Here is a 26,895-nt window from a genome sequence, read left to right as displayed (position 1 = left end):
ATCAACCCCAGACGCGACTACCAACCCACCGGAGCCCCCAAAGGGCCCACCCGCCGACCCCACACATAACAACAGCCGAACCGACACTTCGTCGGTCCGACTGTCGCCGATGTCCTGAGACATCACATCTGTAGCGGGGACAGGATTTGAACCTGCGACCTCTGGGTTATGAGCCCAGCGAGCTACCGAACTGCTCCACCCCGCGTTGGTAACCACCACTGTACGGGGTGGTTACCAACGCGGTTACGGCGGGTACGCCGAGCGGCGCGGTCAGCCGCCGCCGTTCTGCGTGGGCGGCGGGGTGGATGCCCCTTGACCGGCGAGTTCCTGGTACTTGCGGACGGCAGCGTCCAGTGCGGCGATGGCGTCGCTCTGGGACTTCTGGGCGTCCTGCAGACCGGCCAGTGCCGCTTGCAGGTCGGCGGAGGCTTGCGCCATGTCCGGGTTCTGGTTCGGCGCGCCGCCGGGAGGTGGTGCCTCCTGTCCGCTGGTGGGCGGTGGCGACGTCGGTGACGGTTGTTGTGTCGGTGGGCCGCCGTCCTGGTCCGGTGAGGTCGCCGAGTCTCCGGTGCCCTGACCGAAGACCTGGTCCAGCGCGCCTTCCAGGGTCGGCGCGAAGCCGACCTTCGGACCGAAGGACACGAGCACACGAGCGAGCTGTGGATAGCTGTTCTCGTTGCGTTGCTCGAGGTAGATCGGTTCGACGTAGAGGAATCCGTCGGCGACCGGGAGCGTCAGCAGGTTTCCGTTGATGATGTTGACGCTCTGGTTGCCGAGCAGCGTCCGCTGTTCGGCGAATCTCTGGTCACTCTGGAATCTGTTCTGTACCTGGACCGGACCGTCGTTCTGGTTGGTGCCGTCGGCAGGCGGGAGTTTCAGCACTCTGAATTTCCCGTAGTCCGCCGGGTCGGAGGACACCGATACCCAGGCCGCCAGGTACTGCCGTTCCAGTGCGGTCAGTGAGCTGGTGAGCTGGAACGTCGGTCTTTCCTGGCCGGGCGTCTGCGCCATGATGTAGTAGGCGGGTTGCTTGGCCCCGGCGTTCTGCGGATCGAGTCCGCCCTCTTCGGTCGGGTCGGGCGGAACGCTCCAGAACGTCTGCGTGGAGTAGAACTCCTGCGGACTCTGTACGTGGTACCTGGCGAGCAGTTCGCGCTGGACCTTGAAGATGTCCTCCGGATAGCGGAAGTGCTCCCGCAGTTCCGGTGAGATCTCCGAGGACGGCTTCACGATGCCCGGGAAGACGTTCTTCCAGGCCTCCAGCACCGGGTCCTTCTCCTGCTCGTACAGGCTCACGGTGCCGTCGAAGGCGTCGACGGTGGCCTTGACCGAGTTGCGGATGTAGTTGATCGACGCGTTCTGCTGCCGCGCGACGCCGGCGAGCGAGTCCTGCGTGGCGTCGCCGAGCTGGGTCTGCTGGGCGTACGGGTAGTTGTTGAGTGTGGTGTACCCGTCGACGATCCACTTGATCCGCCCGTCGACCACTGCCGGGTACGGGTCGCCGTCCACGGTCAGCCACGGCGCCACCTTGCTGACGCGGTCGCGCGGGTCGCGGTTGTACATGATCTTGGAGTTGTCGCCGATGGCGTCGGAAAAGAGGATGTTGCGCTCTCCCTCCTTCGCCGCGAAGACGAGCCGGTTCAGCCAGCCGTCGATCGGTACGCCGCCCTGGCCCTGGTACAGGTACCGGTCGGCGGCGGTGTCGTACTCACCCGGCGCCTGGCCGGGCGTACCGCCGACGATCGCGTAGTCGGTGGCCAGCTCGCCGTAGTAGATCCGCGGTTCGGTGACCTCGATGCCCGCGCCCGTCGGGTTCTGGGTGTCGCTGGTCCTGGCGAGCGGGTACCCGCCGTCGCTGCCCGCGTCCTCGACGGCACGGTCGATCTTGTTCGCGGGCGCGGCGACGAAACCGTTGCCGTGGGTGTAGACGAGGTGGCGGTTGATCCAGGTCCGCTGGTTCTCGGCCAGTCCCTCGGTGCGGATCTCCTTGGCGGCGACGATGTAGTCCTGCCGCTCACCGCCGACGTCATAGCGGTCGACGTCGAGCTTCTCGGAGAAGCCGTAGAAGTTCTCCCGGCCGACGCGCTGGGTGAAGGTCGGGTTGAGCACGCTCGGGTCGAGCAGGCGAATGTTCGGGATGGTGCCCTCGTCGTCGCGGACCTCGGTGGGCGTTGCCTCGGATTTGCCCGTGTAGTCCTGGTACTCGACGTTGGTCAGCCCGTAGGCGTCCCGGGTGGCGTCCATGTTCCGCTGGATCGACGCGGCTTCCTTTTCGTTCGCGTTCGGCTTGACCGAGAACTGGTCGAGCACGGCCGGGAACGCGGTGCCGACCAGGACACCGGACAGGATCATCAGCACCAGGGCGATGGCGGGAAGCTGGACGTTGCGCAGGAACGCCCCGGCGAAGAACGCGACCGCACAGAGCACCGAGATGCAGAGCAGGATCAGCTTGGCGGGCAGCACCGCGTTCAGGTCGGTGAACGTGGCACCGGTGAACAGCGGAGCGTTGCGGTCCGAGAGCAGCAGGGCGTAGCGGTCGAGGAAGTACTCGAGGCCCTTCAGCAGCACGAACACGCCGGCGATGATCGAGAGCTGGACGCGGGCGGGGCCGGCGATCTGACCGCCCTTGCCCGCGAGCCGGATGCCGCCGAACAGGTAGTGCGCTACCAGCGCGGCGACGAAGGCCAGTGCGACTGCGATGAACGCCCAGCCGAGCAGCCAGTTGTAGAGCGGCAGGTCGAAGGCGTAGAAGCCGATGTCGTTGCCGAACTCCGGGTCCGTCTTGCCGAAGTTGGTACCGTTGAGGAAGAGCTGCGCGCGCTGCCACTCCCCCTGGCCCGCCGCGCCGGCGATGATGCCGGCGACCACCGGGATGCCGATGCCGAAGACGCGGATCCGGGCGACGACCGTCGAGCGGTACCGGGCCAGCGGGTCGTCCGCCCCGGACACCGGCACGAAGACCGGCCGTGTGCGGTAGGCGACGATCAGGCTCACTGCGAGTAGTCCGCCGACCAGCAGTGCCACCACAAGGAAGAGCACGGCCCTGGTGAGGATCTCGGTGGTGAAGACCTGGCGGGCGCCCACCTCCCCGAACCAGAGCCAGTCGACGTAGGTGTCCAGTAACCGCGCACCGAGCAGCAGGGCGAGGACGACCACACTGGCGATGACCAGCAGAATCCGACTTCGGCGAGACAGCTTCGGCAGGCTGACGGGGGGCCGAGTGGCCACAGCGCACACTCCTGTTGTTGTATTCGAGATCGCCGGGCACGCCGATACCGCCGACGACCCTGGTTACCTAACTCTACGGCGAGCACAAAAGGTTCCCAGAACCCGCCCAAACCGGACGGTGCGCGGACGGCCCGAACGGTCTGCTGCCACCATTACGCCATGGCATCGACTGAGGACAAGGCGACCGATCCGGCCGTGGCGGCCCTGGCACGGGAAGTGGAGGAGTTCGTCGCCTCGGGTGGCTGGGATCAGGGCCCGCAACTCTTCGCGCTGGTGCCCACGGCGGCGCTGCTCGCGCAGCAGCCGGAACTGGCCGGGCAGATCGACCCGAGCAGCACGCTGACCCCGGTCGCGCAGGACGCGCTGCCCGAGGGTGACCTCGCCGAGGCGCTGGCCAGGATCGCCTGGCCGGAGGCGGTCCACGGCTGCGCACTGGCCCAGGAGATCATCGTGCTGCCGCCGGACGCCGAGGCGGAACTGCCCGCGGCGGACGGTCCGGGCGACGACGTGGAACGGCTGCGCCGCGCGGCCGCGGACCACCCCCGGCGCACCGAGGCCCGGTTGGTCGCGGCCGTCGCCAGGGACGGCGGGGCGGCGTGTGTGATGCGCCTGCGCGGGGAGACGCGCACCGACGGCGACCCGATCGACGAGATCATCGAGAACCCGGGCCTGGCGCCGAACCTGCTGGACGCGCTCAGGGCGACGCTCGCGCCCTGACCCGCGCCGAGGCGTCAGCAGGTCGGGTCAGCAGGCGGGGGTCGGCCTGCCCGCCTTCAGGTCCTCGATCGCGGTGACGGCGCCGTCCAGCGTCGCCACCTTGATCAGCTTCAGCCCGTCCGGCGCGGCCGAGACGGCCTCGGCGCAGTTGCGTTCGGGTACGAGGAACGCGGTGGCGCCCGCTTCCTTGGCGGCGACGACCTTGAACGAGATGCCGCCGATCGCACCCACCTCGCCCTTCTCGGTGATCTCGCCGGTACCGGCGATGTGGTTGCCGCCCGCGAGTTCGCCGGGGGTCAGCCGGTCGAACAGGGCGAGCGCGAAGATCAACCCGGCCGAGGGGCCGCCGACGTCCTCCAGGGTGAACTTGACGTCGAAGGGCACGTCGGCGCGGTCGATGGCCTGCAGCCCGATGAAGCCCTCCGGCCTGCCGTCCTCACGTTGCGCCAGGGTGATCGACTCGGTGCGTTCGGGCTGGCCCTCGTGCTGGAAGGTCAGCGAGACCGTCTCGCCGGGCCGCGTTCCCGCCACCGCGGCGGTCACGTCCTGGTCGCTGGCCACCGGCCTGCCGTTGACCTCCAGCAGCCGGTCACCGGCCTCCAGCACGGAGTCGGCCGGGCTGCCCGACACGACCTCCCGAGCCAGCACCTTCACCGGGAACCCGAGCTTGCGCAGAGCGGCGACCTGGGCGTTGCTCTGCGAGTCCTGGAACTGCTGGACGTTCTCCTGCTTGACCTGCTCGTCGGTCGCGCCCGGCTTGAAGTACTCCTCGCGGGGGGCGAGTGCGTAGCGGCCGCTGACCCATACGCCGAGCGCGCCGAACAGTGTCATCTCGTCGGCGAGCGAGACGGTGGTCATCCGGAGCTCGCCGTCGGTCGGGAAGGTCTCCTTGCCGTCGACCTGCACGACGGGGCCGTCGTTGGAACCGCCGAGCGTGTCGTAGGTCGGGCCGGGACCGAGGGACACGTACGGCACCCGGACGAGCGCGCCGACCAGTCCGAACACCGCGACGAGCACGCCGCTGAGCAGGACCGTCCAGGCACGCCTGCTCATCCGGAACGCGGCGTCGTCCCCCGAACCACGGCCGCCGGAGCCCCGGCCTCCCGAACCACGGCTACCCGAGCCACGCTTACCGGAGGTGCTGTCGCTGGGCTCTGGGATGGCCGCACGGCTGTCGCCGGCGGCACTGTCGCGGGACTCGCTCACAGCGAGACAGCGTACGGTGGCCTCGGCGTGGGGCCGGTGAAGGCCACGCCCGGCTGGCCAAAGGACAACCGGGCGATTCCGCGTACGGTGGGGGCATGAACAAACCCCCGTTCGGCTTCGGCCCGCCGGATCCCGACAAACACGGCGACGACGAATCCTCGAACCCCGGTGGTCAGCTTCCGCCCGGAGCGGGCGGCACGGACGCGTTCAACCAGCTCGGCCAGATGCTCAGCCAGCTCGGTCAGATGCTCAGCCAGGCAGGCAGTTCCTCCGGCCCGGTGAACTACGACCTCGCAAAGCAGATCGCCCTGCAGAAGCTGGGCAGCGCGGGCGGCAACCAGGTCGGGTTCTCGGCGCCACAGAACGACACCGCGGTGCGCGACGCCGCCCACCTGGCCGAACTGTGGCTCGACGCGGCGACGATCCTGCCCGCCGGTGCGACGAGCACCGTGGCGTGGTCGTCGCGGGACTGGGTGGAGAAGACCTTGCCCACCTGGCAGCGACTGTGCGACCCGGTGGCGCAGCAGATGTCCACGGCCTGGGTCGACGCGCTGCCGGAGGAGGCCAAGCAGGCGGCCGGACCGCTGCTGTCGATGGTCGGGCAGATGGGCGGCATGGCGTTCGGTTCGCAGCTCGGCGGCGCGCTCGCCCAGCTCGCTTCCGAGGTACTGACCTCCTCGGAAGTCGGCCTTCCGCTGGGGCCCGCGACGACGTCCGCTCTGCTGCCCGCGAACATCGAGAAGTTCACCGAGGGCTTGGAGCTGCCGAGCAGCGAGGTTCTCGTGTTCATCGCCGCCCGCGAGGCCGCCCACCAACGACTGTTCGCACACGTTCCGTGGCTGCGGCAGCGGCTGCTGGGCACCGTCGAGGAGTTCGCCCGAGGTATCAAGGTCGACACCTCGGCGCTGGAACAGCTCGCCACCCAGGTGGACCCGAGCAACCCGGCGAGCATCGAGGAGGCCATGTCCTCCGGGCTGTTGGAGCCGCAGACCACGCCGGAGCAGTCGGTCGCGCTGAACCGGCTGGAGACCCTGCTGGCGCTGGTGGAGGGCTGGGTGGACGTGGTCGTGGCCGAGGCGGTAGGCGACCGGTTGCCCGGGGCCGACGCACTGCGCGAGACACTGCGCCGCAGGCGGGCGACCGGCGGTCCCGCCGAGCAGACCTTCGCGACCCTGGTCGGCTTGGAGCTGCGTCCGCGCCGGATGCGGGCCGCGTCCTCGCTGTGGAAGCTGGTCGGCGACGAGCACGGTGCCGAGAAGCGGGACGGGCTCTGGTCGCATCCGGACCTGATGCCCACCACCGACGATCTGGACGACCCGATGGCGTTCTCCGAGCGTCTGGGCGGCAAGGGCCTCGACGACCTGGACCCGATGGCCGAACTGGAGCGGACCGAACGCGAGGAGAAGGAGTCGGCCGAGGCCGCCGCCGAGACATCGGAGCGGAACTCGGCGGACGAGGACTCCGGGAGCGCTCCCGCCCCGGACGGCGGGGACTCGCCGAACGAGGGCAAGCAGGGCGAGGGCAAGCCGGACTCCCCGGCGTAGCCGCCGCGGCGTGGGCCTCCGCGGGTGCGGGGCTCGGCCGTTGGGTCGCGCGGTCAGTCCTCGGCCGTGATGCCCCAGCCCGCGGCCGCGGACAGTCCCTGCAGGTAGCCGATGGCCCGCTCGGTTTTCGGGTACTCCCGTACGAGCGTCCAGAACTCGGCGTTGTGCCCGGCGACCTTGAGATGGGCGAGTTCGTGGACGAGCACGTAGTCGAGCACCCAGGACGGAACGTCACGGAGCCGCTCGCTGACCCTGATCGAGCGGTCGACGGGCGTACACGACGCCCAGCGGGTACGCATCGGGGCCACCCAGCGCACGCTCGAGGGCACGGCGCTGCCGCCGAAATAGCGTTCGGACAGCTCCGCGCAGCGGGCGAGCAGCGCGTCGTCGGACTTCCTTGCCGGTGAGGCGCGCCGCGTCTCGGTGTTGCGGAGCTTGCGCTCCATCTCGGCGACCCAGTGCTGCTCTTCGGCCCTGGTCATCCTGGCCGGGATCAGGACGACGAGCGTGTCCCCGTCGCGGTAGGCACTGACCGTGCGACGGCGGCGCGCGCTCCGCCGGACCTCGATCTTCTGTTGCGGCACCTGGCGTTGGTGATTGCTGTTGTCGCGGCTCCTCAGTGAGGGCACCCGTGCGTCGGCCACTGGACCACCGTAAGGCCAACAGCCGACAAGTCGGTGGGAAAGACCGTCACATCGCCAAGTTGTCCACATTTGCACCCACCTGTGGATAACTTGCGCGTTTCCGGCGAACCGCGAGCGCGTAGGCGTCACCCTGTGCATATGACTCAATCACCGACCGCCGACCGAGCCCTTCCCGAACGTCCACGGCTGCTGCCCGGGCTCGCCGTACTGGACCGCGCCGGCGGGGAGCTGCAGATCGGACTCGACCCACGGCACGGCGTGGTCGCCGAGGACCTGCCCGCCGACATCGTCGACGTCCTGCGCAGGCTCGACGGCTCGCGCACCACCCGCTCCCTGCTCGGCTCGGTGGCGGACGACCACGTCGAACGGCTACGCGAGATCCTGACCGCGCTCTCGGAGCGCAGGCTGGTGGAGGAGGCGGCTCCCCGTCGCGGCAGGCGAGTCGTGCCCGAGCCGGAACTGTGGTCGCTGCGCACCGGGGTCAGGTGCATGGATGTCCGGGCGCGACGCGCCCAGAGCACCGTGACGCTGCACGGCAACGGCAGGCTGGCGGTGGCGGTCGCGACCCTGCTGGCCGTCGCGGGCGTCGGCCATCTGGAGATCGAGTCGACAGGTCACGTCACCGAGGCCGACCTCGGATCCGGATTCTCCACCGCGGACCTCGGCAGGTCGCGACGGCACGCGATCGCGGACACCGTCCGGAGGGCCAACCCCGACGTGCGGACCACGCGGCTGCCCGGCGACCGCCGGGCCGACCTGGTGCTGCTCACCGACGCGGTCGTTCCCGCCCCGGAACTCGTACGCGAGCTGGTCGGCGACGGCCTGCCGCACCTGGCGGTCCGGGTCCGCGATGGCTTGGGCATCGTCGGCCCGCTGGTATTCCCCGGTCGCAGTAGCTGTTTGCGCTGCGCCGACCTGCACCGGACCGACCTGGATTCCTCCTGGCCACTGGTGGCGAGCCAGCTCGCCGGGCACGCGCAGCACGCCGAGCTCACCAGCGTCCAGGCGACGGCGGCGCTGGCGGCGGGTCAGGTGTTGCGGGTGCTCGCGCCGGCCACAAGCCCGCCGCCCGTGTGGAACGCCACCCTGGAAATCGACTCGTACGTCGGCGGGGTCCGGCGGCGCACCTGGGAACCCCATCCCGCCTGCGGTTGTGGGGCGATGCCGGTCGAGGAATAGGCGCCCCGCCGGGCCTCCGGAGTCCGGGATACGCCGTGATCGCGCCGGATTCCCCTGCGCCCGGTTCGACCGGCAGGGCAGAATCAGGGTGTGACCGACTTGCGCGACCCGAACGGCGACGAGAACGACTCCGCGATCCCCCGGAGGGCCGCAGCGCGCACCGCCAAGCTGGCCAGTCTGCCGCTGGGCATGGCCGGGCGGGCGGTCGGTGGCTGGGGACGGCGGCTGACCGGCCAGAGCGCGCAGGACGTCAACGCCGTGCTGTCCGCCAAGGCCGCCGAACAGCTCTTCGAGGTGCTCGGCACGCTCAAGGGCGGCGCGATGAAGTTCGGCCAGGCGCTGAGCGTGTTCGAGGCCGCGATACCCGACGACATGGCGGCGCCGTACCGGGAGGCGCTGACGAAGCTGCAGGCCGCGGCACCGCCGATGCCCGCGAAGCAGACCCACCGGGTGCTCGCCGAGCAGCTCGGCCGGTCGTGGTCGTCCCGGTTCGCCGAGTTCGACGACGACCCGGCCGCGTCCGCCAGCATCGGCCAAGTACACCGCGCCGTCTGGCACGACGGCCGCGAGGTCGCGGTCAAGGTGCAGTACCCGGGTGCCGACGAAGCTCTGCGCAGCGATCTTCGCCAGCTCCAGCGCTTCAGCAGGCTGTTCCAGAGCCTCGCACCCGGCGCCGAGGTCAAACCACTGCTCGCCGAGCTGTCCGACCGGATGAACGAGGAACTGGACTACCGCGCCGAAGCCGGTAACCAGCGCGAGTTCGCGAGCGCGTTCGACGGCGACGAGCACGTGCTGATCCCCCGGGTCGTCGCGAGCGCGCCGAAGGTGATCGTCACCGAGTGGGTCACCGGCACGCCACTGGCGCGGATCATCGCCGACGGCAGTGCCGAGGAACGCGATCACATCGGCACCAGACTGGCCGAGTTCCACTTCTCCTCTCCGGAACGCGCTCACCTCCTGCATGCCGACCCGCACCCCGGCAACTTCATGCGCACCGGGGACGGCAGGCTGTGCGTGATCGACTTCGGTGGAGTCGCCCGTCTGCCGGACGGGATTCCCCGCTACCTCGGGCAGATGACCCGACTGGCCCTCGACGGCAGGTCGACGGAGCTGATGTCCCTGCTGCGCGAGGCCGGTTTCGTCCGGTCCGGCACCGAGCTGGCGGCCGAGGACGTGCTGGCATACCTGGCACCGTTCACCGAGCCGCTTGCCGGCGAGCATTTCCATTTCACCCGCCGCTGGATGCAGAAGCAGGCGGGCCGCGTCGGCGACACCCGTGGTCAGGACTTCCGCACCGGACGCTCACTGAATCTCCCTCCCGAGTACCTGATGATCCACCGGGTGACGGCCGGGTCGACCGGCATTCTCTGCCAGCTCGACGCGACCATCCCCGCTCGTTCGATTGTGGAGGAGTGGCAGCCGGGTTTCGCCGACTGACGGACGCACAGGGCCGAGTTGTCCACAGATTCGGCCCGGAGCACACGAGATGACCGTTCGCAGCGGCGAGTTGTCCACAGTTCCGTCGAACCCATTCCCGGGGTGGCGGTGTCCGGCCAGGCTCAGGACATGGCTTCCACGACTCGTATCGACGACACTGCCCGGCTGACCAGGCACGGCGTGATCAGCAGCGCTCGCTTGCGTGCCCGCGGTCTCTCCGCGGGCGCCATCGCCCACCGCTGCCGACCGGGCGGACCGTGGCGGCGCCTGCATCCCGGGGTCGTCATGCTCTCCACCGGCGAACCGAACCGCAGGCAGCTCGTGCAGGCCGCGCTCGAGCACGCGGGGCCAGATTCGATTGTCACCGGCACGGACGCGCTGCGCGCCCACGGTCTGGCGCTGCCCGCCACCAGGGCCGTGCATCTCCTGCTGCCCGCGGACCGCAGGCTCTCGCCTCCGGACGCCGTCGTGCTCGAACGCACTACTCGGCCACCGCGGACCGTCCTCCTGGACGGCATGCCCTGCGCCCCGCCGGAACGCGCGGTCCTCGATGCCGCCCGGCGGGAGCGTGACGAGGACAGGCTGCGCAGCCTGCTCGGCCTCACCGTCTACTACGGCCTGTGCACCATCGATCGCCTCAGGACCGAACTCGATGCGGGGAACCAGCGTGGATCTGCAGCGGTACGCGCCGTGCTCGGCACGCTCGCCACGCGACAGGAGACGTTCATCCACGGTCTGGCCCGCCGCCTGGTCATCCGTGCCCCGCTGCCTCCGCCGAGGTGGAACGTGGACGTCCGCGACCCGGACGGCAGCATGATCTGCACGGTGGACGCCTGGTGGGACGAAGTGGCCCTCGGCTGGCAGTTCGGCGGTGCGAACGAGGGGCCGAGCGCAAGGACAGCCCGGCTCGCGCTCGCCGCGAAGGGTGTCATCCTCGTCCGCACACCGGCGGGTCTGATGCGCCGCGATCCGGCGCTGGTCCTGGGCGAACTCGTCGGCGCGTTCCGGAGGGCCGCCGCTCGTCGGCGACCCCGGATACTGGCCACCAGCGAGGTGGCGGCGGCATGACGCGGCGGAAACGGTCAGCTCACCAGTACTCCGCCGGCAGCTTTCCCTCGATGTCGCGCACGTGGGTACGAGCACAGGAGGGGCACATCCAGTGGGGCCCTCGTTCGTCCCGGTCGAGTACCCAGCTCAGCGCCCGCGTCTGGTCGTCCTGGTCCTTGGCCGCACCACAGCGGGAGCATGCCACGCGATCCCCTCCACTCATCGCGAACGTCCACAGTGGACGGTCCGGGCGGAGAGCAGGAAGAGGTCGTCACGACGGCCGAGGTGGTATTCGCCCGCCGGGTCCAGCAGAGCGTCGAAGGTGGCGCGGTCGGTCTCGTCCAGCCGGTCGCCCACCGTCGAGCGGAACCAGCCGAGCCGTTCGAGAACGTCGTGACGTACCCCGTCGCCTGCCGGAGCGGGGTGATCGACCAGGTAGGTGAAGGCGCCGACGTCGGCGAGCCCGGCAAGGCCGAGCGCGTGGTTCCAGCCGTATGGCATCTGCACCGCGCCGGGCATCGAGGCACGCAGGTCGCGGAACCAGAGATCGCGCGCGGCGTGCAACCGTGGCTCGAGGCCGGGAGCTCCGACCCCGAGATCCCAGGGCAGGGTCTTGACCCCGAGGCCGCCCTCGGCTACCGCCAGGGTCCCCCCGGGCCGGAGGATGCGAGCCAAGTCGTCGATGGCCCGCTGCTGATCAGGGAGGTGATGTACGACGGCGGAGGCCCAGATGAGGTCCGCCTCGGGCACGAGGTCACGGAGACCGGGGTCCGCCGCATCGGCGAGCACGGATTCGACGCGCACCGCGGCACTTTCGCCCACGGAGGCGCGGGCCGCCGCGCCCGCGGCGTCCAGCAGTTCGGGTACGGCGTCGACGAGTACCACCGTCCCGCCGTCCCGTTCGGCGAGAGCCTGGGCGAGCGCGGCCGACATCCCACCGGAGCCGGAACCCAGGTCGAGGACGGTCGGTTCACCACCGAGCCGATCGACCAGGCGACGCGCCACACCGGCGAGCGCGTCCTCTTCCAGCGCGTCGGCCAGGAGCATCCCCGGCAGTCGCGACGCCCAGTCCACGTCGTCGTGCGTATGTGCTGACACAGCGACCATCTAACACCCGCGGGACGCACCCCCGCAGCGGTCCGGCCGCCGTCCGGGTGTGGGCGACTCCCCCGAGCACCTCCCACACCCGGACCGTCGGTCAGGTTGTTTGCTCCGCTCACGGAGCGCCGAGCGTCGGCTCGATCAGCCGCCGCGCCGGTGGGTCCTGCGCGACCGCAACCGGCCCAGCCCGCGCCCGCGCGGCCGGACGGCGCGTGCGGGTCGTCTGCTGATCAGCTCTTCGGTCTCCCGTATTCGGGCTCTGGCCAGTTCTTCGTTGAGCAACATCTCGCTGATCTCCTTGTGGCTAATGAATTCGATGCCCGGGCTGCCGAGCATCGTGCTGTCGTCGTTCGACGAGTCGGGTGTACGGATGGCGGGGCCGCAGTCGAGGGTCATGCCGCTGCGCTCCGCTGCGCTCCGACGGTCTCCGCGCACCGCTCGGCGGAACGCTCGACCGCCGCCGGCCGCTCGATAGCGGGGTTCTTCCGCGGACGGCCACGAGGCCGCTTTCTGGCGACCACCGCGCCGCGCTCGAAGATCTCGCCACCCCAGACTCCCCATGGCTCCCTTCGAGCCAGTGCACCCGATAGGCACGCCGCGCGCACCGGGCAGTCGGAGCACAGCGCCTTGGCGCGCTCCAACTCCGCCGGTGTCTCGGCGAACCACAGGTCGGCGTCCCCGGCTCGGCAGGGCATCTCGTCTGTGGACGAGGTTGCCGCGTCGAGCAGTTCACCGACTCCGTGGTCGGCGAACTCGTCGGAGAACGCCTTCTCTGACGCGAAGGCGATTGCCGATGACATTCCCGTTCTCCTTTGTGTTGTAACGGTGTGTGTACTTACGACTGTCCGGAAAGCACCCCGAACAGCACGAAGGCCGCGGATCCGGTTACCGGTTCCGCGGCCTTCGTGAGCCTGCTGTCCTGACGTCGTTACGTCAGGTACTTCGCTCAGGTGGAGAAGGCGACGGACCATGGGCCTGCTCGATGAGCAGATCCGCGGTGACCGGGACGACCGTCGGGCGGACGGCCTCGGTGGCGCTGACGGCGTTGACGGCGTTGACGAGCGCGCGCTCACGAGTGGTGGTGAACACGGGCAGCTCGGCGTACCGCGGCGCGGCCGAGGACATACCGATCCCCGGGAGCGCGGTCATGGCCACTTCGGTGGCGCAGGACAGCGCGGTGCCCGGGTTCCCGATGATCGTGAAGTTCTTCATCTGCCCTGGCACCTCCTCTCGCTGTCGCGGCCGGCCGAGCGAACTCGGTTACCGAATATGGCGGGTGTTCCCACCCAGTCGTTGCAGGTTATTGCCCCGGCACGGAGGAGGGCAACTGATTTTCGGCAAATATCCTCGAAGAGGCGAAAAACACGCCTGATCTGGGCTTATCCGCGGAAACCGGCACAGTCACCGTGTCCGGCTACTACCGCTGTCCGGCGTGGCTATCGCTCGCCGCCGCGGATCACGGCGAGAACCTCGGTGCCGAACCGTTCGAGCTTCGTGGCGCCGATGCCGGAGATCGAGACCAGTGCGCCGTCGTCAGCGGGCTGCTGTTCGGCGATCGCGATCAGCGTCGCGTCGGTGAACACCACGTACGCGGGCACCTTGAGCTCACGGGCCCGGCCGGTGCGCCACGAACGCAAGCGGTCGAGCAGCTCTTCGTCCACATCGGACGGACATCGCGAGCACCGGCTGAGCTTGACCTCGATCGTCGAGGTGAGCAGCCCGTCGCAGACCCGGCAGCGCGCCTTCGAACCGGTCACCCGCGCCCCGCCACCGGTACGCGCGACGCGCGAGGCCGGGTGGTCCTCCGGGACGAGGCCGTACAGGAACCGGCTGCGCCTGCGATTGCGGCGGCCTCCGGGCTTGCGCGAGAGCGACCAGGTCAGTGACAGGTGCTCACGCGCCCGGGTGACGCCGACGTAGAACAGCCTGCGTTCCTCCTCGACGGCCTCGTCGTCGCCGTCGGCGTGCTGGATCGGCAGCGTGCCCTCAGCCAGCCCGACCAGGAACACGGCGTCCCATTCCAGGCCCTTCGCCGCGTGCAGCGAGGCCAGCGTGACGCCTTCGACGGTCGGCGGGTGCGCAGCGGCGGCCCGCTGTTCCAGTTCCGCGACGTAGCGCGCCAGGCTCGACCCCGCGGTCTCCGGCACGGTCGCCGTCAGTTCCTCGGCGAGTTCCACCAGCGCCAGCAGCGCGTCCCACTTCTCCCGCGCCGCGCCGCCCGCGGGCGGCTGGTCGGTCAGGCCGACCCGGCCGAGCACCTGACGCACCAGGTCGACGACGTCGCCGTCCGGGCCGTTCGCCGCGGCCGAGCGCAGCGCCACGATCGCCTGGCGGATCTCGGTGCGGGAGAAGAAGCGTTCCCCTCCCCGCACGAGATACGGCACGTCGACATCGGACAGCGCCTGCTCGTAGGCCTCCGACTGCGCGTTGACCCGGTACAGGATGGCGATCTCGCTCGCCGACAGCCCACTGTCGATCAGTTCCCGGACGCGGCGGGCCACCGCGGCCGCCTCGCCGGGCTCATCGTCGTGCTCGGCGAACCGCGGCTGCGGCCCCTCCGGCCGCTGGCCCACGAGCCGGAGGCGCGAGCCCGCCGGACGACCGCGGGCGGCGCCGATCACCTGGTTGGCCAGCGACACCACCTGGGGGGTCGAGCGGTAGTCGCGTTCCAGCCGGATCACCGAGGCCTCGGGGAACCGCCGGGTGAACTCGAGCAGCGGACGCGGCGAGGCGCCGCCGAAGGAGTAGATCGTCTGGTTCGCGTCGCCGACCACGGTCAGGTCGTCGCGGCCGCCGACCCAGGCATCCAGCAGCCGCTGCTGCAACGGCGTGACGTCCTGGTACTCGTCGACGACGAAGCAGCGGTACCGGTCGCGGAACTCCTCCGCGACGGCCCCGTGCTCCTCCAGTGCGGCCGTGGTGTGCAGGAGCAGGTCGTCGAAGTCGAGCAGTTGCGCCTCGGTCTTGAGCTTCTCGTAGTTGCGGAACACCTCCGCCACACGCGCGGCGGGCTCCGGGATGTCGCGCTGCAGGCGGGCGGCGACGGCCGGGTAGTCGTCCGGGCCGACGAGCGAGGCCTTCGCCCACTCGATCTCGCTCGCCAGATCGCGCACCACCTCGGACTCGGTGGCCGCGCCCGCCCGGTGTGCCGCCTGGCCGACCATCCGGAACTTGCCCTCGATCAGATCCCACTGCCGGTCGCCGACGACCCGCGGCCAGAAGTAGCGGAGCTGCCGCAGGGCCGCCGCGTGGAAGGTCCGGGCCTGCGCCCCTTCGACGCCGAGCGTGGCGAGGCGGGTGCGCATCTCGCCTGCCGCACGGGCGGTGAACGTCACGGCGAGCACCTGACCAGCGGCGACGTGACCGGAATCGACGAGGTGGGCGATCCGGTGGGTGATCGTGCGCGTCTTGCCGGTGCCCGCTCCGGCGAGCACGCACACCGGTCCTCTGGGGGCGTTCGCGGCCGCGCGCTGCTCCGGGTCGAGCCCGTCGAGCAGCCCCGGACGACGGTTCGATCGCGATCCACTACCCACGTCCGCATCCTCGCAGAGGGGGCCGACGACTCCGTGGCAGGCCACCCGCCCGTATCCTCGTGGGCATGGCGGGAAAGCAGGACAAAGAAGCTGCCAAGCAGGCGAAGAAGGCGAAGCGCGCGGCGAGCAAGGCTCGGCGGGGGCAGATCTTCGAAGCGTTCAAGATGCAGCGCAAAGAGGACAAGGCGCTCATCCCCTGGATGCTCGGGGCCGTCCTCGTGGTCACGGCCGTCGTCTTCGGGCTCGGCTTCCTCTTCGGCATTCAGTGGGTACTGCTGCCGATCGGCATCATGCTCGGGCTGTTGGCCGCGGTCATCATCTTCGGCAGGCGGGTGCAGAAGACCGTCTACAGCAAGGCTGACGGGCAACCCGGCGCCGCCGCGTGGGCGCTGGACAATCTGCGCGGACGCTGGCGCGTCACCCAGACCGTCGCCGCCACCACCCAGCTCGACGCCGTGCACCGGGTGCTCGGCGGACCGGGCGTGGTGCTGGTCGCCGAGGGCGCGCCGCACCGGGTGAAGGGCCTGCTCGCGCAGGAGAAGAAGCGGGTGGCGCGACTGGTCGGCGAGACGCCGATCTACGACGTCATCATCGGCAACGAGGAGAACCAGGTCACGCTGCGCAAGCTGCAGCCGTACCTGATGAAGCTCCCCCGCAACCTCAAGCCGGCACAGGTCGACGCGCTGGAGGCGAAGTTGTCCGCGCTGGGCAGCCGTGGCGCCGCGATGCCCAAGGGGCCGATGCCCGCGGGCGCGAAGATGCGGAACATGCAGCGCACCATCCGCCGCCGCTGACCAGGTCACCACTACTCGTTTCTCCACGACGGCCCCGCCTGCGAGCGGGGCCGTTGGTGTGTCCGGAACGGGTGTGTCCGGAGCGGGTCAGCGCAGGCGGATGACGACCGTGCCGGTGGCCCGGTCGTGCAGGCCGCGGGCGTCCGCGTTGCGGATGGCTGCCGGGATGATCACGAACGTCAGCGCCCCGCGCACCAGCGCCCGCCACAGTCCCACGGCCGGGGTCCCGTCCAGCTTGCCCACGCGGATGCCCGTCGCGGCCATGCCGGGGGTGAACCCGAAGAACGCCACCGGGACGACGGTCAGCAGCGCCCACACACCGATCGCCCAGAAGTTGAACGTCTGCATCAGCGCCGGATCGCCGAAGTCGGGCCGCAGGAACAGCGAGGTCACCAGCGAGGCGAGCACCAGGTCCGCGAGCAGTGCGAGGAGGCGCCGCCCGCCGCCCGCGGCGGCACCGACACCATCCTCGGGCAGGCCGAGTTTCTCGCCGGGCCACTTCGGGGGTTCGCCGTCATCGAGCGACACTTTGGGTGCGGAGAGCCACTCGCCGGTCCATCTAGCCACTCGTCCAGGGTATGCCGCTGGCGCCGGAGGTGCCCTCCCTGGTCGACTACCCGGGGCGACTCCGGTCGTTAACACCGGCGAAACATTCGGGTGACGGTCGGGCAACACCGTGCTCCTAGCGTTAGTCGGAGAGAGTGACGCGCGGCCGGAATCCACGGACCGCTGATCACGCCACGAGGGCGAAGGTGCCCGGCCGGCGAGTGAGGCGAGCGGAGACCGCCGCCGGCGACGAATACGAAGGAGCTACCGAGGGTGTCCACTTCTCCAGAAGATATCCAGCGCCTCATCGCCGACGAGGACGTGAAGTTCGTCGACGTCCGGTTCTGCGATCTTCCCGGCGTCATGCAGCACTTCACGATTCCCGCCGAGGCGTTCAACGAGGACGTCTACGAGGACGGCCTGGCCTTCGACGGCTCCTCGGTGCGCGGTTTCCAGTCGATCCACGAGTCGGACATGCTGCTGCTGCCCGACCCCGCGACCGCCCGGATCGACCCGTTCCGCAAGAGCAAGACGCTGTCGGTCAACTTCTTCGTGCACGACCCGTTCACCCGCGAGGCGTACAGCCGCGACCCGCGCAACATCGCCCGCAAGGCCGAGCAGTACCTCGCCGAGTCCGGCATCGGCGACACCGTCTTCTTCGGCCCCGAAGCCGAGTTCTACCTGTTCGACTCGGTCCGCTTCGACTCCGCCGAGCACGGCTCGTTCCACGAGGTCGATTCCGTCGAGGGCTGGTGGAACACCGGCGCCGAGGAGGAAGGCGGCAACAAGGGTTACAAGACGAAGTTCAAGGGCGGGTACTTCCCCGTTCCCCCGGTCGACCACCTGGCCGACCTGCGGGACGAGATCTCGCTGAAGCTGATGGACTCCGGGTTCGAGATCGAGCGCGCCCACCACGAGGTCGGCACCGCCGGGCAGACCGAGATCAACTACAAGTTCAACACGCTGCTGCACGCGGCCGACGACCTGCAGTTGTTCAAGTACATCGTGAAGAACACCGCGTTCGAGAACGGCAAGACGGCGACGTTCATGCCGAAGCCACTCTACGGTGACAACGGTTCCGGCATGCACTGCCACCAGTCGGTGTGGAAGGACGGCGTACCGCTGTTCCACGACGAGTCCGGTTACGCGGGCCTGTCCGACACCGCGCGGCACTACATCGGCGGCCTGCTGCACCACGCCCCGAGCCTGCTGGCCTTCACCAACCCGACGGTCAACTCGTATCACCGCCTGGTGCCGGGCTTCGAGGCTCCGGTGTCGCTGGTGTACTCGCAGCGCAACCGCTCGGCCTGTGTGCGTATCCCGATCACCGGCAACAACCCGAAGGCCAAGCGCGCCGAGTTCCGCTGCCCGGACCCCTCGGGCAACCCGTACCTGGCGTTCGCGGCGATGATGATGGCGGGTCTCGACGGCATCAAGAACCGCATCGAGCCGCCCGCCCCGATCGACAAGGACCTCTACGAGCTTCCGCCGGAGGAGGCCAAGGACGTCAAGCTGGTCCCCGGTGACCTGGGCACCGTGCTCGACAGCCTGGAGGCCGACCACGAGTTCCTGCTGGAGGGTGGCGTCTTCACCCCGGACGTCATCAGCACCTGGATCCAGTACAAGCGGGAGAACGAGATCGACCCGCTGCGCCTGCGCCCGCACCCGTACGAGTTCGCGCTCTACTACGACGTGTAAGCCACCCGGCGCTCACTGACACGGGGCTGCGGTCGAGGGGAATACCCCGGCCGCAGCCCCGTTCTTTGTGTTCGGCCACCTGCTCACCGGCTTCCCGCCGAGTCGGCGGCGGTACGCCGGTTCGTGCTGCGGGTGGCGGCGTAGGCGGCTAGCAGGAGTACCGCGGCGAAGACCAGATAGGTGGTACCGAGGTCCGGGGTGCCGGAGCTGATGACGCCCCCGGTGGCACGTCCGAACAGGCCACCGAACGCTTCGGCGGTGATGACCGCGGCGGCCAGTTCGCCCGGGTCGGGACCGTCGGTACCGGGAGTCGTCGCCAGGATGTAGAGCGCCGGGTAGGCCAGGCCGACACCGATTCCCGTAGCGGTCCAGCCGATCAGCGCGGCGGCGAAGGACGGCGCACCGACGGCCGTCGCCAGTACCCCGCCCGCGGCGACGGCGAGCCCGAGCACCGGGAAGCGATGCTTCGCCGCGCCCCGCACGAAGCGTGGGACGGTGAGGCTGGTCAGCGCCCATGCCAGCGGTGCGGCGCCGAGTACGACGGCGGCCTCTCCGAGAGTGACGCGGTAGGTGTCGGTCAGCAGCACGGTGATGAGGCTGTCGGCGCCGAAGTAGCCGACGGCGAACAGGGTCATCGCGGCGAGCGCCGCCGGCGTGCCCCGGGCCAAAGAACCGGTCCCGCTGGGCATGATCGCGCTGACACCGACGATCGCCACCAGCGTCCCGACGGCCGCGATCGGCCACCAACCGGTGCCGAGCACGACACCTGCTACCCCGACCGGGGCCAGCAGCGCACGCCGCAGGGGGCGCACCTGCCCGGGCGACGACTGCTCACCTCGGGTGGCGCGGACGACGAGTACCCGTCCGGCGAGGACGAACGGGACCGGGATCAGCAGGGCCCAGCGCCAGCCGACGAGGTGTTCCAGCCCGAGCGTCGCGGCGGGGCCCACCATCGCGGGCAGGATCCACATCGCCGACGATGCCGCGACCACCCTGATCCGCAGGGCCTCGTCCAGGTGCCGGATAGCGGTACTCACCCCGAAGACCGCCAGCAGGCCACTGGCCACCCCGCCCGCGAACTGCCCGAGCGCGAACGTCCAGGCGTACGTCGCGGTCGCGGCCAACGCCACGCCACCCAGGTAGACCGCGACACCGACGGCCAGCGTCCTGGCCGCACCCAGCAGCCGCACGGTTCGCCCGGCCAGCGGCAGGGCGACGAACAGCCCGAGGGTGGCCCCCGCGACGAGCAGGGCGAGCCGGTCGCGCGCCCCAAGATCAGCGGTGACCACCGGCAGCAGCGTGGAGGCCACGAAGCTCGTCACCGCGGCAGCGAACTCCAGCGCCACGATGCCCACGGCCAGCGGTAGCGCACCGGCGGGGCGGCCGGCGGCCGCCCCGATCACGTATACAGCTCCCGGTCGAACTGGTTGATCTGGACCCACACTCCGTCCGGGTCCCGCACTCGGAGCGAACGCCCGAAGTTCTCGTCCACCACCTGCCCGGCCTCGAACCCCGCCGCCCGTACCCGCTCGGCGATCGGTTCGAGCGGCCCATCGCTCTCGAAGGCGAGCTCGCAGCGTCCGGCGTCGGCGTCCTCGTCGACATGAACGGCCACCATCCCGCCGTCGCCGTCCAGTTCCACCCATCGCCCGGGCCTCGAAGCCGATCCCGGCTCCACCCCGAGCGCCTCGTGGAACCGGACCAGCGCGGCGGCATCCCGCGTGTAGCGGATCGCTACCACCTTCACGGCCGCTCACCCCCGGCCTGCCGCAGATAGGACTCAAGGGCTCGTTCCACGAACGCCGACAAGGACACCTCCGCGTCCACCGAAGCGTGCTTCACCCGCCGTACCAGCTCACCCGGCAGGTAAATGTTGAACTGCTGCTTGTCCGAGGGCATGTATAGCATGCTAGCAATCTAGCCATCCGGTGGGAATCATTCGTCTCGGCCGACCCGTCCTATCCGCAGGAATTGCCGCTCCGCTGCACAACGGAGGTGCTCGTCTTGCCATCGCCACGCTGTGCGTGGTTACCGTGACCGTCATGCACAAACTCGTGGTGCTCTACCCGCAGCCTGCCGATCCGGACCACTTCCGCCGCTACTACGTGGACACGCATCTGCCGCTGGCCGTGAAGATGCCGGGGATCCTCGACTTCCGGTACAGCTTCGAGGTCGGTGGCGACACCGAGTACTTCGCGGTGTTCGAGGCCGACTTCGCCGACGCCGGGGCGATGGGCGCGGCGCTGTCGTCCCCGGAGGGGGCGGCCGCGCTCGCCGACATCCCCAACTACGCGACCGGCGGGAGCGTGGCCATCAACTACCCGGTGACTCCCGGACGCTGAGACCGCTCAGCCGCCCGCGGGCTCCAGCAGCTCCACCCGGACACCGGCGCGTTCGAGTCGACCGCGCGGGTCGTCGACGAGCTTGCGCCGTTCCAGGTCCATCAGTCCGAGCCGGCAGGTGATCTCGGCGGCGAGGGTGCCGTCGGGCTTGAGGATGTTCGAGTCGAGGTGAAACGTCTTGCCCTGCGCGAACTTTCCCTCGCAGGTGACGTCCACGCTGTCGCCCGCGCGCAGTTCGCGCCGGAACGAGATGTGGGATTCGAGCAGCACCGCGGCGAGGTTCACCTCGCGCAGGCCGCCGTCGAGCGCCCCCGCCTTCTCCATCAGTTCGAGTCGCGCGACCTCGGCATACGAGTGGTACACGGCGTGGTTGAGGTGGCCCAGGGTGTCCAGCTCGTAGTGCCTGACCTTGATCCGCACGGAGAAGGGTTCGCTCACGCCGCCACTGTAAACGGAAGTCTCAGGCGTCGTAGAAGAGGCGTTCGACGATGGCGTGCGCCCGGCGGGTGGTGCGGCGGTAGGCGTCGACGAACTCGCCGGGATCCTCGTCCGGTGAGTGGCCGAGCGCGCTGGCGACCGCGGTCAGTTCCCGTCCCTGCGCGGGAAGCTGGTCCATCGCCTTCCCGCGCACCAGCATCGACGCGTTACGCGCCCGGGTGGCCAGTTCCCACGCCTCGACCAGCGACTCGACCTCAGCCGAGTCGGCGAGCCCGGCGTCCGGCAGCGCGCGCAGCGCCCCCGGCGTCGAGGTCGTACGCAACGCGGGTACCTCGTGGGCGTGCTGGAGTTGCAGCAGTTGCGCCGTCCACTCGATGTCGGCGAGCCCTCCCCGGCCGAGCTTGGTGTGCGTCGTCGGGTCGGCACCGCGGGGCATCCGTTCGGTGTCCACCCTCGCCTTGATCCGCCGCACCTCGCGCGCCTTCGTCGGGTCGAGCCCACCCGCCGGGTAGCGGATCGGGTCGATGGCGGCGATGAACTCCTCGCCCAGTTCGGCGTCGCCCGCGACGAACCGCGCACGCAGCAGCGCCTGCGACTCCCACACCTCGCCCCAGCGTTCGTAGTAGGCGCGATACGACGCCAGCGTCCGCACCAGCGGTCCGCTGCGCCCCTCCGGCCGCAGGTTCGTGTCGACCTCCAAGGCCGGGTCCTGGCTGGGCGCACCGAGGCTCTCGCGCACGCTCTCCGCCACCGAGGCCGCGTACTTGGCCGCGTCGGAATCGGCGACCCCCTCGGCCGGTTTGCAGACGAACAGCACGTCGGCATCCGAGCCGTAGCCGAGTTCCGACCCGCCGAGCCTGCCCATGCCGATCACCGCGATCGAGGCCGGGGTGACCCCGGCCTCGGCCTCCTTCTGCCGCACGGCCGCGGCGAGCGCACCCTGCAAAACCGCCGCCCACACGCTGGACAGCGCCGCGCACACCGCGGGCACCTCCATCAGCCCGAGCAGGTCCGCACAGGCCACCCGCAGCAGTTCGTGCCTGCGCAGCGACCTGGCCGCCGTCACCGCCGCCTTCACCCCCGGCTGCCTGCGGACCGCGGCCCGCAGTGAGGTGGCCACCTCGTCCGGTGCCCGTCCGGCCAGTCGTTGCGGCTCGCCGAGCAGTTGCAGCACCTCTGGCGCCCGCATCAGCAGGTCGGGCACCAGTTTCGAGGTGCCCAGCAGCACGGCCAGGCGTTCGACGACGGCGCCCTCGTCCCGCAGGACCCGCAGGTACCAGGGTGTCTCCGCGAGCGCCTCGGACACCTTGCGGTACGCCAGCAGCCCACCGTCCGGGTCCGGGGTGTCGGCGAGCAGGTCCAGCAACACCGGCAACAGGGCCTGCTGGATCGACGCGCGGCGAGACACCCCCGCGGTCAGCGCCTTGATGTGCTGGAGCGCTCCGTCCGGGGCCGCGTAGCCGAGCGCGTTCAGCCTGCTCGCCGCCTGCGTGGTGGTCAGGCGCAGGGCCGCGGTCGGCACCTTCGACACCGATTCCAGCAGCGGCCGGTAGAACAGTTTCTCGTGCAGCCTGCGGATGCGCTGCACGTGCCTGCGGAACTCGGCCCGCAACATCTCGCCGGCGGAACGTCCGCGCACCGGGCGGATACCGGTGGCCCTGGCCAGCCAGCGCAGCTCGGCGGTCTCCGAATCGTCCGGGAACAGGTGCGTCCGGCGGAGCCTGCGCAACTGGAGCCGGTGCTCGATGGCACGGAGGAACTCGTAGGACTCCTCCAGCTCCGAGGCGTCGGTCCTGGCGACGTAGCCCGCGGTGCCGAGCGCGGCCAGCGCGTCCATGGTGGACGGGGAGCGCAGTTCGGGATCCACCCTGCCGTGCACGAGTTGCAGCAACTGGACCGCGAACTCGACGTCGCGCAGTCCGCCCCGGCCGAGTTTCAGTTCCCGGTCGGCGAGTTCGCTCGGCACGTGCTTCTCCACGCGCCTGCGCATCCGCTGCACGTCGGCGACGAAGTTCTCCCGTTCCGCCGCGGACCAGACCAGCGGAGCGACCATTTCCGCGTACTTGGCGCCGAGCTCGGCGTCACCCGCGACCGGACGGGCCTTCAGCAGCGCCTGGAACTCCCAGGTGCGGGCCCACTTCTGGTAGTACGCGGTGTGCCCGTCGAGGGTCCGGACGAGCGCGCCCGCCTTGCCCTCGGGGCGCAGCGCGGCGTCCACCTCGAAGCAAGCCGTGCCGACCACGCGCATCGTGGTGCTGGCCAGCTTGGTGGTCACCTGCGGGTCGCCGTCGCCGACGAAGATGACGTCGACATCGCTGACGTAGTTCAGTTCCCGGCCACCGCACTTGCCCATGGCGATGACGGCCAGCCGGTCGTCCGGGCCGGGGTCGACGGCGGCGTCCGCCACCACCAGGCCCGCGGCGAGCGCGGCTTCGGCCAGCGCGGTGAGCCTTCCCGCGATGTCCGCGTACGGCGGCCAGTCGAGTTCGTCCTCGACGAGGTGCCCGAGGTCGGCCGCCGCGATCTCCAGCAGCAGACCGCGGTAACCCGCGCGCAACGCCTGCTCGGCGTCGCCACCGAGCAGAGTCATCCCGTCCGCACCGGTGACGGCCTCGCGCAGGGCGGCGGCGTACTCGGCCGAAGGGGTGTCGTCGTCGGCGAGCCTGCGCCACTCACCGGGAAGGCTGACGAGGAAGTCGGCCAGCGCGCTCGACGATCCGAGCACACCGATCAGGCGGCCACGCAGCACGGCGCTCTCCCGCAGCGCACGGTCGAGTTGTGGCCACCCGTCCTCGTCGGCCTGCCGTATCCGGTCCAGACCGCGCAAGGCGAGATCGGGATCAGGACTGCGGCCGAGTGCGACGAGGATCCGCTCGGCGTCCGGTAGCGGACCGTCCTCGCCCCACCATCCGGCCGCACGGAGATCCGCACCGGCCCGCTCGTCGCCGAAACCGAACTTGGCGGTGGTCGCGTTCGCTCGCGTTCGCTCTGCCATCACCGTTCACCGTAGCCGGAGCACGGGACGAAAGGGATCAGGCGGAAACCTCACGCCGTTCCGGTTCGGCGGCGGAGGGCTCGGGAACGTGGAAGTGGTGGGCGCCCACAGGCTTGCGTCGCGACATGAGGTAGATGCCAAGCCCGATGCTGAGACCGACCACGCCGACCGCGATCGTCCCGCCGTTGCCGAGCGAGGCGACCTTGCCCGCGATCGCCCCGACGATGGCCGCCGCGGGCAGGGTGAACAGCCACGCCAGCACCATCCGGCCGGCCAGACGCCAGCGCACCGGCGCGCCGCGCCGTCCGACACCGGAACCCAGGACGCCACCCGAGCAGACGTGCGTGGTGGACAGCGGGAACCCGAAATGCGAAGAGGTCAGGATCACCGCGGCGGAGGTGCTCTGTGCCGCGAACCCCTGCGGACCCTCGATGTCGGTGAGACCCTTGCCGAGGGTGTAGGTGATGCGCCAGCCGCCGAGGTAGGTGCCCAGTGCCAGGGCCAGCGCGGCACTCACGATCACCCAGCCCGGCGGCCCTGACCCCGGAGCCAGGGAGCCGCTGCTGATCAGCGTCAGGGTGATGATGCCCATCGTCTTCTGCGCGTCGTTGGTGCCGTGTGCGAGCGAGACCAGTGAGGAGGACACGATCTGGCCGACGCGGAAGCCACGCGGATTGCTTTCGGTGCCTTTGCGTTTCAACATCCGGTAGATCGCGAACGTCAGGCCCGCCGCCAGCAGGCCCGCGATCAGCGGTGAGGCCACAGCGGGCAGCAGGACCTTCTCGATGATCTTGCCGAAGTGCACGGAGTCGGCGCCGGCCGCCACCCAGGTGGCACCGATGAGGCCGCCGAAGAGGGCGTGTGAGGAGCTCGACGGCAGGCCTGCGTACCAGGTGAAGAGATTCCAGATGATCGCGCCGACCAGGCCGCCGAACACAATCGACGGCCCGACCTTCGTGTCGTCCACCAGCCCACTGGAGATGGTCTTCGCGACCTCGATGGACAGGAACGCTCCGACGAGATTCAGCACCGCCGACAGGGCCACCGCCGGCTTGGGCTTCAGGGCACCGGTGGCGATCGACGTCGCCATCGCGTTGGCCGTGTCGTGGAACCCATTGGTGAAATCGAAAATCAGCGCCGTGGCGACCACGACGATGACCAATAACGAGGGGTCCACCCCGACCTCCGAACGCGGGTACCGAATTCTTGCGCAAACTACCTGACGTTCACTCGCGTCTTGCTCCCCCCTACCTGGCCGGGTGAACTCAGGCCATTGGCAGAGACCTCGTCGGTGAGCCTGCCGGAGCCAGCTCACCCGCTGCGAGCTGCACAAACCGAGCGGCGAACGGCCTCCAGATGTCCGCCACGTCTGTGTGAAGCGTGGTCAGCTTCTCCTCGCTGAAGGCGTCGGGTGGAGCGAACTCCGTCATCTCCGGCGATTCCGCCGCCCAGAGCCGCAGGATGTCCGGAGTCGTCTCGATATGGAACTGCACGCCATAAGCGCACCGGCCTACCCGAAAAGCCTGATTCGGGTAGATAGGGGAGGAGGCGAGTAATTCCGCGCCCGCAGGCAATTGCGTGATGACGTCTCTGTGGAACTGAACCACGTCCTGCATGAGCGGCAGGTCGGCGAAGAGCGGGTCGATCCAGGCCGCGTCCTTCTTCGACACCAGACAGCCGCCGACCTCCGGGCCGTCCGCGCCGCGGCCCACGCGCCCGCCGACCGAGGCCGCGAGAAGCTGGCTGCCGAGGCAGACTCCGAGCGTCGGCAACCCCCTGGTCACCGCGGAGCCGAGCAGCAGGCGCACGGCGGGCAGCCACGGGTGGCCGGCGTCGTCGTCGCAGTCCATGCCGCCACCGAGGACGACCAGTGCGTCGTAACCGTCGAGGGTGTCCGGGAGCTCGTCCCGTGGCGGGTGCCGGAGGTCGATGTCGGCGCCGGCCTCGGTCAACCACTCGCCGAGGGGGCCGGGGGGATCGTCGGGTCCGGGCTGGATGAGCAACAGTCGAACGCTGGACATCGACTCAGGGTACGGGTCGCCGGTGCACTCCCGGCAACCGCCGAAAGGCGACCACCATGATCGCTGTCCGTACAGAGCCCACTCCGGGTACACGGGCCGCCGACCGCCGCTGCCGGCCGGTGCGAATCCGGTCCACAATCGAGCCCGCCGCGGCGCGGTCGAGGACGCCCTTGGGGCTCGCGAGGCAGTATCAAGGTCGGACTGCGGACCACAGGTCCTGAACAGAGACCCGTGAACGTAAAAAGCCCGGAGCCCCGGGAGAATTTCTTCTCTACCGGGACTCCGGGACTTAAATTACGTTCGGCGGCGTCCTACTCTCCCACACCCCTTCGGGTGCAGTACCATCGGCGCTGGCAGGCTTAGCTTCCGGGTTCGGAATGGGACCGGGCGTTTCCCCGCCGCTATGACCGCCGTAACTCTGTGAA

At 69.9% G+C, this 26,895-nt stretch carries 25 protein-coding genes, 1 tRNA gene and 1 rRNA gene; 8 read left to right on the top strand and 19 right to left on the bottom strand.

Features of this window, described 5'->3' with window-relative positions; all coding sequences use genetic code 11:
* Window positions 1–131: 131 nt before the first annotated feature.
* Both CFN78_RS28065 and CFN78_RS28060 read right to left on the bottom strand, forming a co-directional pair.
* Window positions 132–205, bottom strand: a tRNA-Met gene (locus tag CFN78_RS28065).
* A 65-nt stretch (window positions 206–270) separates the two neighbouring features.
* Window positions 271–3,228: a UPF0182 family protein gene (locus CFN78_RS28060; protein ID WP_094866333.1), complete on the bottom strand. Its 2,958-nt coding sequence runs from the start codon at window positions 3,226–3,228 to the stop codon at window positions 271–273.
* 159 nt (window positions 3,229–3,387) lie between these two features.
* Between CFN78_RS28060 and CFN78_RS28055 the strand changes: the two genes are divergently transcribed.
* On the top strand, window positions 3,388–3,945 hold the full coding sequence (locus tag CFN78_RS28055) for a PPA1309 family protein (RefSeq protein ID WP_094866332.1): 558 nt from the start codon (window positions 3,388–3,390) through the stop codon (window positions 3,943–3,945).
* A 27-nt stretch (window positions 3,946–3,972) separates the two neighbouring features.
* Here CFN78_RS28055 and CFN78_RS28050 read toward each other — a convergent pair whose 3' ends face one another.
* A complete protein-coding gene (locus tag CFN78_RS28050) occupies window positions 3,973–5,151 on the bottom strand; it encodes a YlbL family protein (protein WP_240519744.1) in 1,179 nt (392 codons plus the stop codon).
* A gap of 95 nt (window positions 5,152–5,246) precedes the next feature.
* On the opposite strand from CFN78_RS28050, the gene CFN78_RS28045 reads away from it, so the two are divergent.
* Complete coding sequence (locus CFN78_RS28045; RefSeq protein WP_094866330.1) at window positions 5,247–6,695, top strand: zinc-dependent metalloprotease; 1,449 nt, start codon at window positions 5,247–5,249, stop codon at window positions 6,693–6,695.
* A 53-nt stretch (window positions 6,696–6,748) separates the two neighbouring features.
* Here CFN78_RS28045 and CFN78_RS28040 read toward each other — a convergent pair whose 3' ends face one another.
* Window positions 6,749–7,315: a M48 metallopeptidase family protein gene (locus CFN78_RS28040; RefSeq protein WP_240519746.1), complete on the bottom strand. Its 567-nt coding sequence runs from the start codon at window positions 7,313–7,315 to the stop codon at window positions 6,749–6,751.
* A 162-nt stretch (window positions 7,316–7,477) separates the two neighbouring features.
* Between CFN78_RS28040 and CFN78_RS28035 the strand changes: the two genes are divergently transcribed.
* The 3 genes from CFN78_RS28035 to CFN78_RS28025 all read left to right on the top strand — a co-directional run bounded on the left by CFN78_RS28035 (window position 7,478) and on the right by CFN78_RS28025 (window position 11,023).
* Window positions 7,478–8,518 carry a ThiF family adenylyltransferase gene (locus CFN78_RS28035; RefSeq protein WP_094866328.1) on the top strand — a complete coding sequence of 347 codons (1,041 nt, stop codon included), beginning with the start codon at window positions 7,478–7,480 and terminating at the stop codon, window positions 8,516–8,518.
* 90 nt (window positions 8,519–8,608) lie between these two features.
* Complete coding sequence (locus tag CFN78_RS28030) at window positions 8,609–9,955, top strand: ABC1 kinase family protein (RefSeq protein ID WP_094866327.1); 1,347 nt, start codon at window positions 8,609–8,611, stop codon at window positions 9,953–9,955.
* A gap of 129 nt (window positions 9,956–10,084) precedes the next feature.
* Window positions 10,085–11,023, top strand: a complete 939-nt coding sequence (locus CFN78_RS28025) for a type 2 periplasmic-binding domain-containing protein (RefSeq protein ID WP_094866337.1) — start codon at window positions 10,085–10,087, stop codon at window positions 11,021–11,023.
* A gap of 19 nt (window positions 11,024–11,042) precedes the next feature.
* On the opposite strand, the gene CFN78_RS28020 is transcribed toward CFN78_RS28025, so the two are convergent.
* From CFN78_RS28020 to CFN78_RS27995, 6 genes are all read right to left on the bottom strand, one after another.
* Window positions 11,043–11,207 carry a hypothetical protein gene (locus CFN78_RS28020; RefSeq protein WP_420807937.1) on the bottom strand — a complete coding sequence of 55 codons (165 nt, stop codon included), beginning with the start codon at window positions 11,205–11,207 and terminating at the stop codon, window positions 11,043–11,045.
* A 14-nt stretch (window positions 11,208–11,221) separates the two neighbouring features.
* Window positions 11,222–12,109 carry a class I SAM-dependent methyltransferase gene (locus CFN78_RS28015; RefSeq protein WP_094866322.1) on the bottom strand — a complete coding sequence of 296 codons (888 nt, stop codon included), beginning with the start codon at window positions 12,107–12,109 and terminating at the stop codon, window positions 11,222–11,224.
* Between the two features lie 135 nt (window positions 12,110–12,244).
* A complete protein-coding gene (locus tag CFN78_RS28010) occupies window positions 12,245–12,499 on the bottom strand; it encodes a hypothetical protein (RefSeq protein WP_094866320.1) in 255 nt (84 codons plus the stop codon).
* Complete coding sequence (locus CFN78_RS28005; protein WP_094866318.1) at window positions 12,496–12,903, bottom strand: WhiB family transcriptional regulator; 408 nt, start codon at window positions 12,901–12,903, stop codon at window positions 12,496–12,498. The genes CFN78_RS28010 and CFN78_RS28005 overlap by 4 nt, the downstream gene beginning before the upstream one ends.
* A 133-nt stretch (window positions 12,904–13,036) precedes the next feature.
* Window positions 13,037–13,315, bottom strand: coding sequence for a hypothetical protein (locus CFN78_RS28000; RefSeq protein WP_094866316.1), 279 nt, complete (start codon window positions 13,313–13,315; stop codon window positions 13,037–13,039).
* A 224-nt stretch (window positions 13,316–13,539) separates the two neighbouring features.
* Entirely contained in the window at window positions 13,540–15,636 is a 2,097-nt protein-coding gene (locus CFN78_RS27995; protein ID WP_094866336.1) for an ATP-dependent DNA helicase UvrD2, read from the bottom strand.
* A 65-nt stretch (window positions 15,637–15,701) separates the two neighbouring features.
* Here CFN78_RS27995 and CFN78_RS27990 point away from each other — a divergent pair, with 65 nt between their 5' ends.
* Entirely contained in the window at window positions 15,702–16,430 is a 729-nt protein-coding gene (locus CFN78_RS27990; RefSeq protein ID WP_094866313.1) for a DUF4191 domain-containing protein, read from the top strand.
* A gap of 87 nt (window positions 16,431–16,517) precedes the next feature.
* On the opposite strand, the gene CFN78_RS27985 is transcribed toward CFN78_RS27990, so the two are convergent.
* A complete protein-coding gene (locus CFN78_RS27985; protein ID WP_094866311.1) occupies window positions 16,518–16,997 on the bottom strand; it encodes an RDD family protein in 480 nt (159 codons plus the stop codon).
* A gap of 252 nt (window positions 16,998–17,249) precedes the next feature.
* Between CFN78_RS27985 and glnA the strand changes: the two genes are divergently transcribed.
* Window positions 17,250–18,674: a type I glutamate--ammonia ligase gene (gene glnA, locus CFN78_RS27980; RefSeq protein WP_094866309.1), complete on the top strand. Its 1,425-nt coding sequence runs from the start codon at window positions 17,250–17,252 to the stop codon at window positions 18,672–18,674.
* 83 nt (window positions 18,675–18,757) lie between these two features.
* On the opposite strand, the gene CFN78_RS27975 is transcribed toward glnA, so the two are convergent.
* The 3 genes from CFN78_RS27975 to CFN78_RS27965 are packed head-to-tail and all read right to left on the bottom strand — an operon-like array spanning window position 18,758 to window position 20,573.
* Window positions 18,758–20,077, bottom strand: coding sequence for an MFS transporter (locus CFN78_RS27975; RefSeq protein WP_240519743.1), 1,320 nt, complete (start codon window positions 20,075–20,077; stop codon window positions 18,758–18,760).
* Window positions 20,074–20,421, bottom strand: coding sequence for a VOC family protein (locus CFN78_RS27970; RefSeq protein WP_094866308.1), 348 nt, complete (start codon window positions 20,419–20,421; stop codon window positions 20,074–20,076). The genes CFN78_RS27975 and CFN78_RS27970 overlap by 4 nt, the downstream gene beginning before the upstream one ends.
* Window positions 20,418–20,573, bottom strand: coding sequence for a ribbon-helix-helix domain-containing protein (locus CFN78_RS27965; protein WP_094866307.1), 156 nt, complete (start codon window positions 20,571–20,573; stop codon window positions 20,418–20,420). The genes CFN78_RS27970 and CFN78_RS27965 overlap by 4 nt, the downstream gene beginning before the upstream one ends.
* 143 nt (window positions 20,574–20,716) lie before the next feature.
* Between CFN78_RS27965 and CFN78_RS27960 the strand changes: the two genes are divergently transcribed.
* The gene (locus CFN78_RS27960) at window positions 20,717–21,016 is read left to right on the top strand and encodes an EthD family reductase (protein WP_094866334.1); all 300 of its coding nucleotides are present in this window, start codon (window positions 20,717–20,719) and stop codon (window positions 21,014–21,016) included.
* A gap of 6 nt (window positions 21,017–21,022) precedes the next feature.
* Here the strand turns inward: CFN78_RS27960 and CFN78_RS27955 are convergent, their stop codons facing one another.
* The 5 genes from CFN78_RS27955 to rrf form a co-directional block, all read right to left on the bottom strand.
* The gene (locus tag CFN78_RS27955; protein ID WP_094866306.1) at window positions 21,023–21,454 is read right to left on the bottom strand and encodes an acyl-CoA thioesterase; all 432 of its coding nucleotides are present in this window, start codon (window positions 21,452–21,454) and stop codon (window positions 21,023–21,025) included.
* A gap of 22 nt (window positions 21,455–21,476) precedes the next feature.
* Window positions 21,477–24,449: a bifunctional [glutamine synthetase] adenylyltransferase/[glutamine synthetase]-adenylyl-L-tyrosine phosphorylase gene (locus CFN78_RS27950; RefSeq protein WP_094866305.1), complete on the bottom strand. Its 2,973-nt coding sequence runs from the start codon at window positions 24,447–24,449 to the stop codon at window positions 21,477–21,479.
* Between the two features lie 37 nt (window positions 24,450–24,486).
* Window positions 24,487–25,626 (bottom strand): inorganic phosphate transporter, encoded by a 1,140-nt coding sequence (locus CFN78_RS27945; RefSeq protein ID WP_094866304.1) that lies wholly within the window; start codon window positions 25,624–25,626, stop codon window positions 24,487–24,489.
* Between the two features lie 88 nt (window positions 25,627–25,714).
* Window positions 25,715–26,470, bottom strand: a complete 756-nt coding sequence (locus CFN78_RS27940; RefSeq protein ID WP_094866303.1) for a type 1 glutamine amidotransferase — start codon at window positions 26,468–26,470, stop codon at window positions 25,715–25,717.
* Between the two features lie 298 nt (window positions 26,471–26,768).
* Window positions 26,769–26,885, bottom strand: a 5S ribosomal RNA gene (gene rrf, locus CFN78_RS27935).
* Window positions 26,886–26,895: the final 10 nt, after the last annotated feature.

Source organism: Amycolatopsis antarctica (genome assembly GCF_002262875.1).
GTDB lineage: Bacteria > Actinomycetota > Actinomycetes > Mycobacteriales > Pseudonocardiaceae > Amycolatopsis > Amycolatopsis antarctica.
Note: the sequence above shows the minus strand (reverse complement) of the source record. Positions and strands in the feature narration are given on the sequence as shown.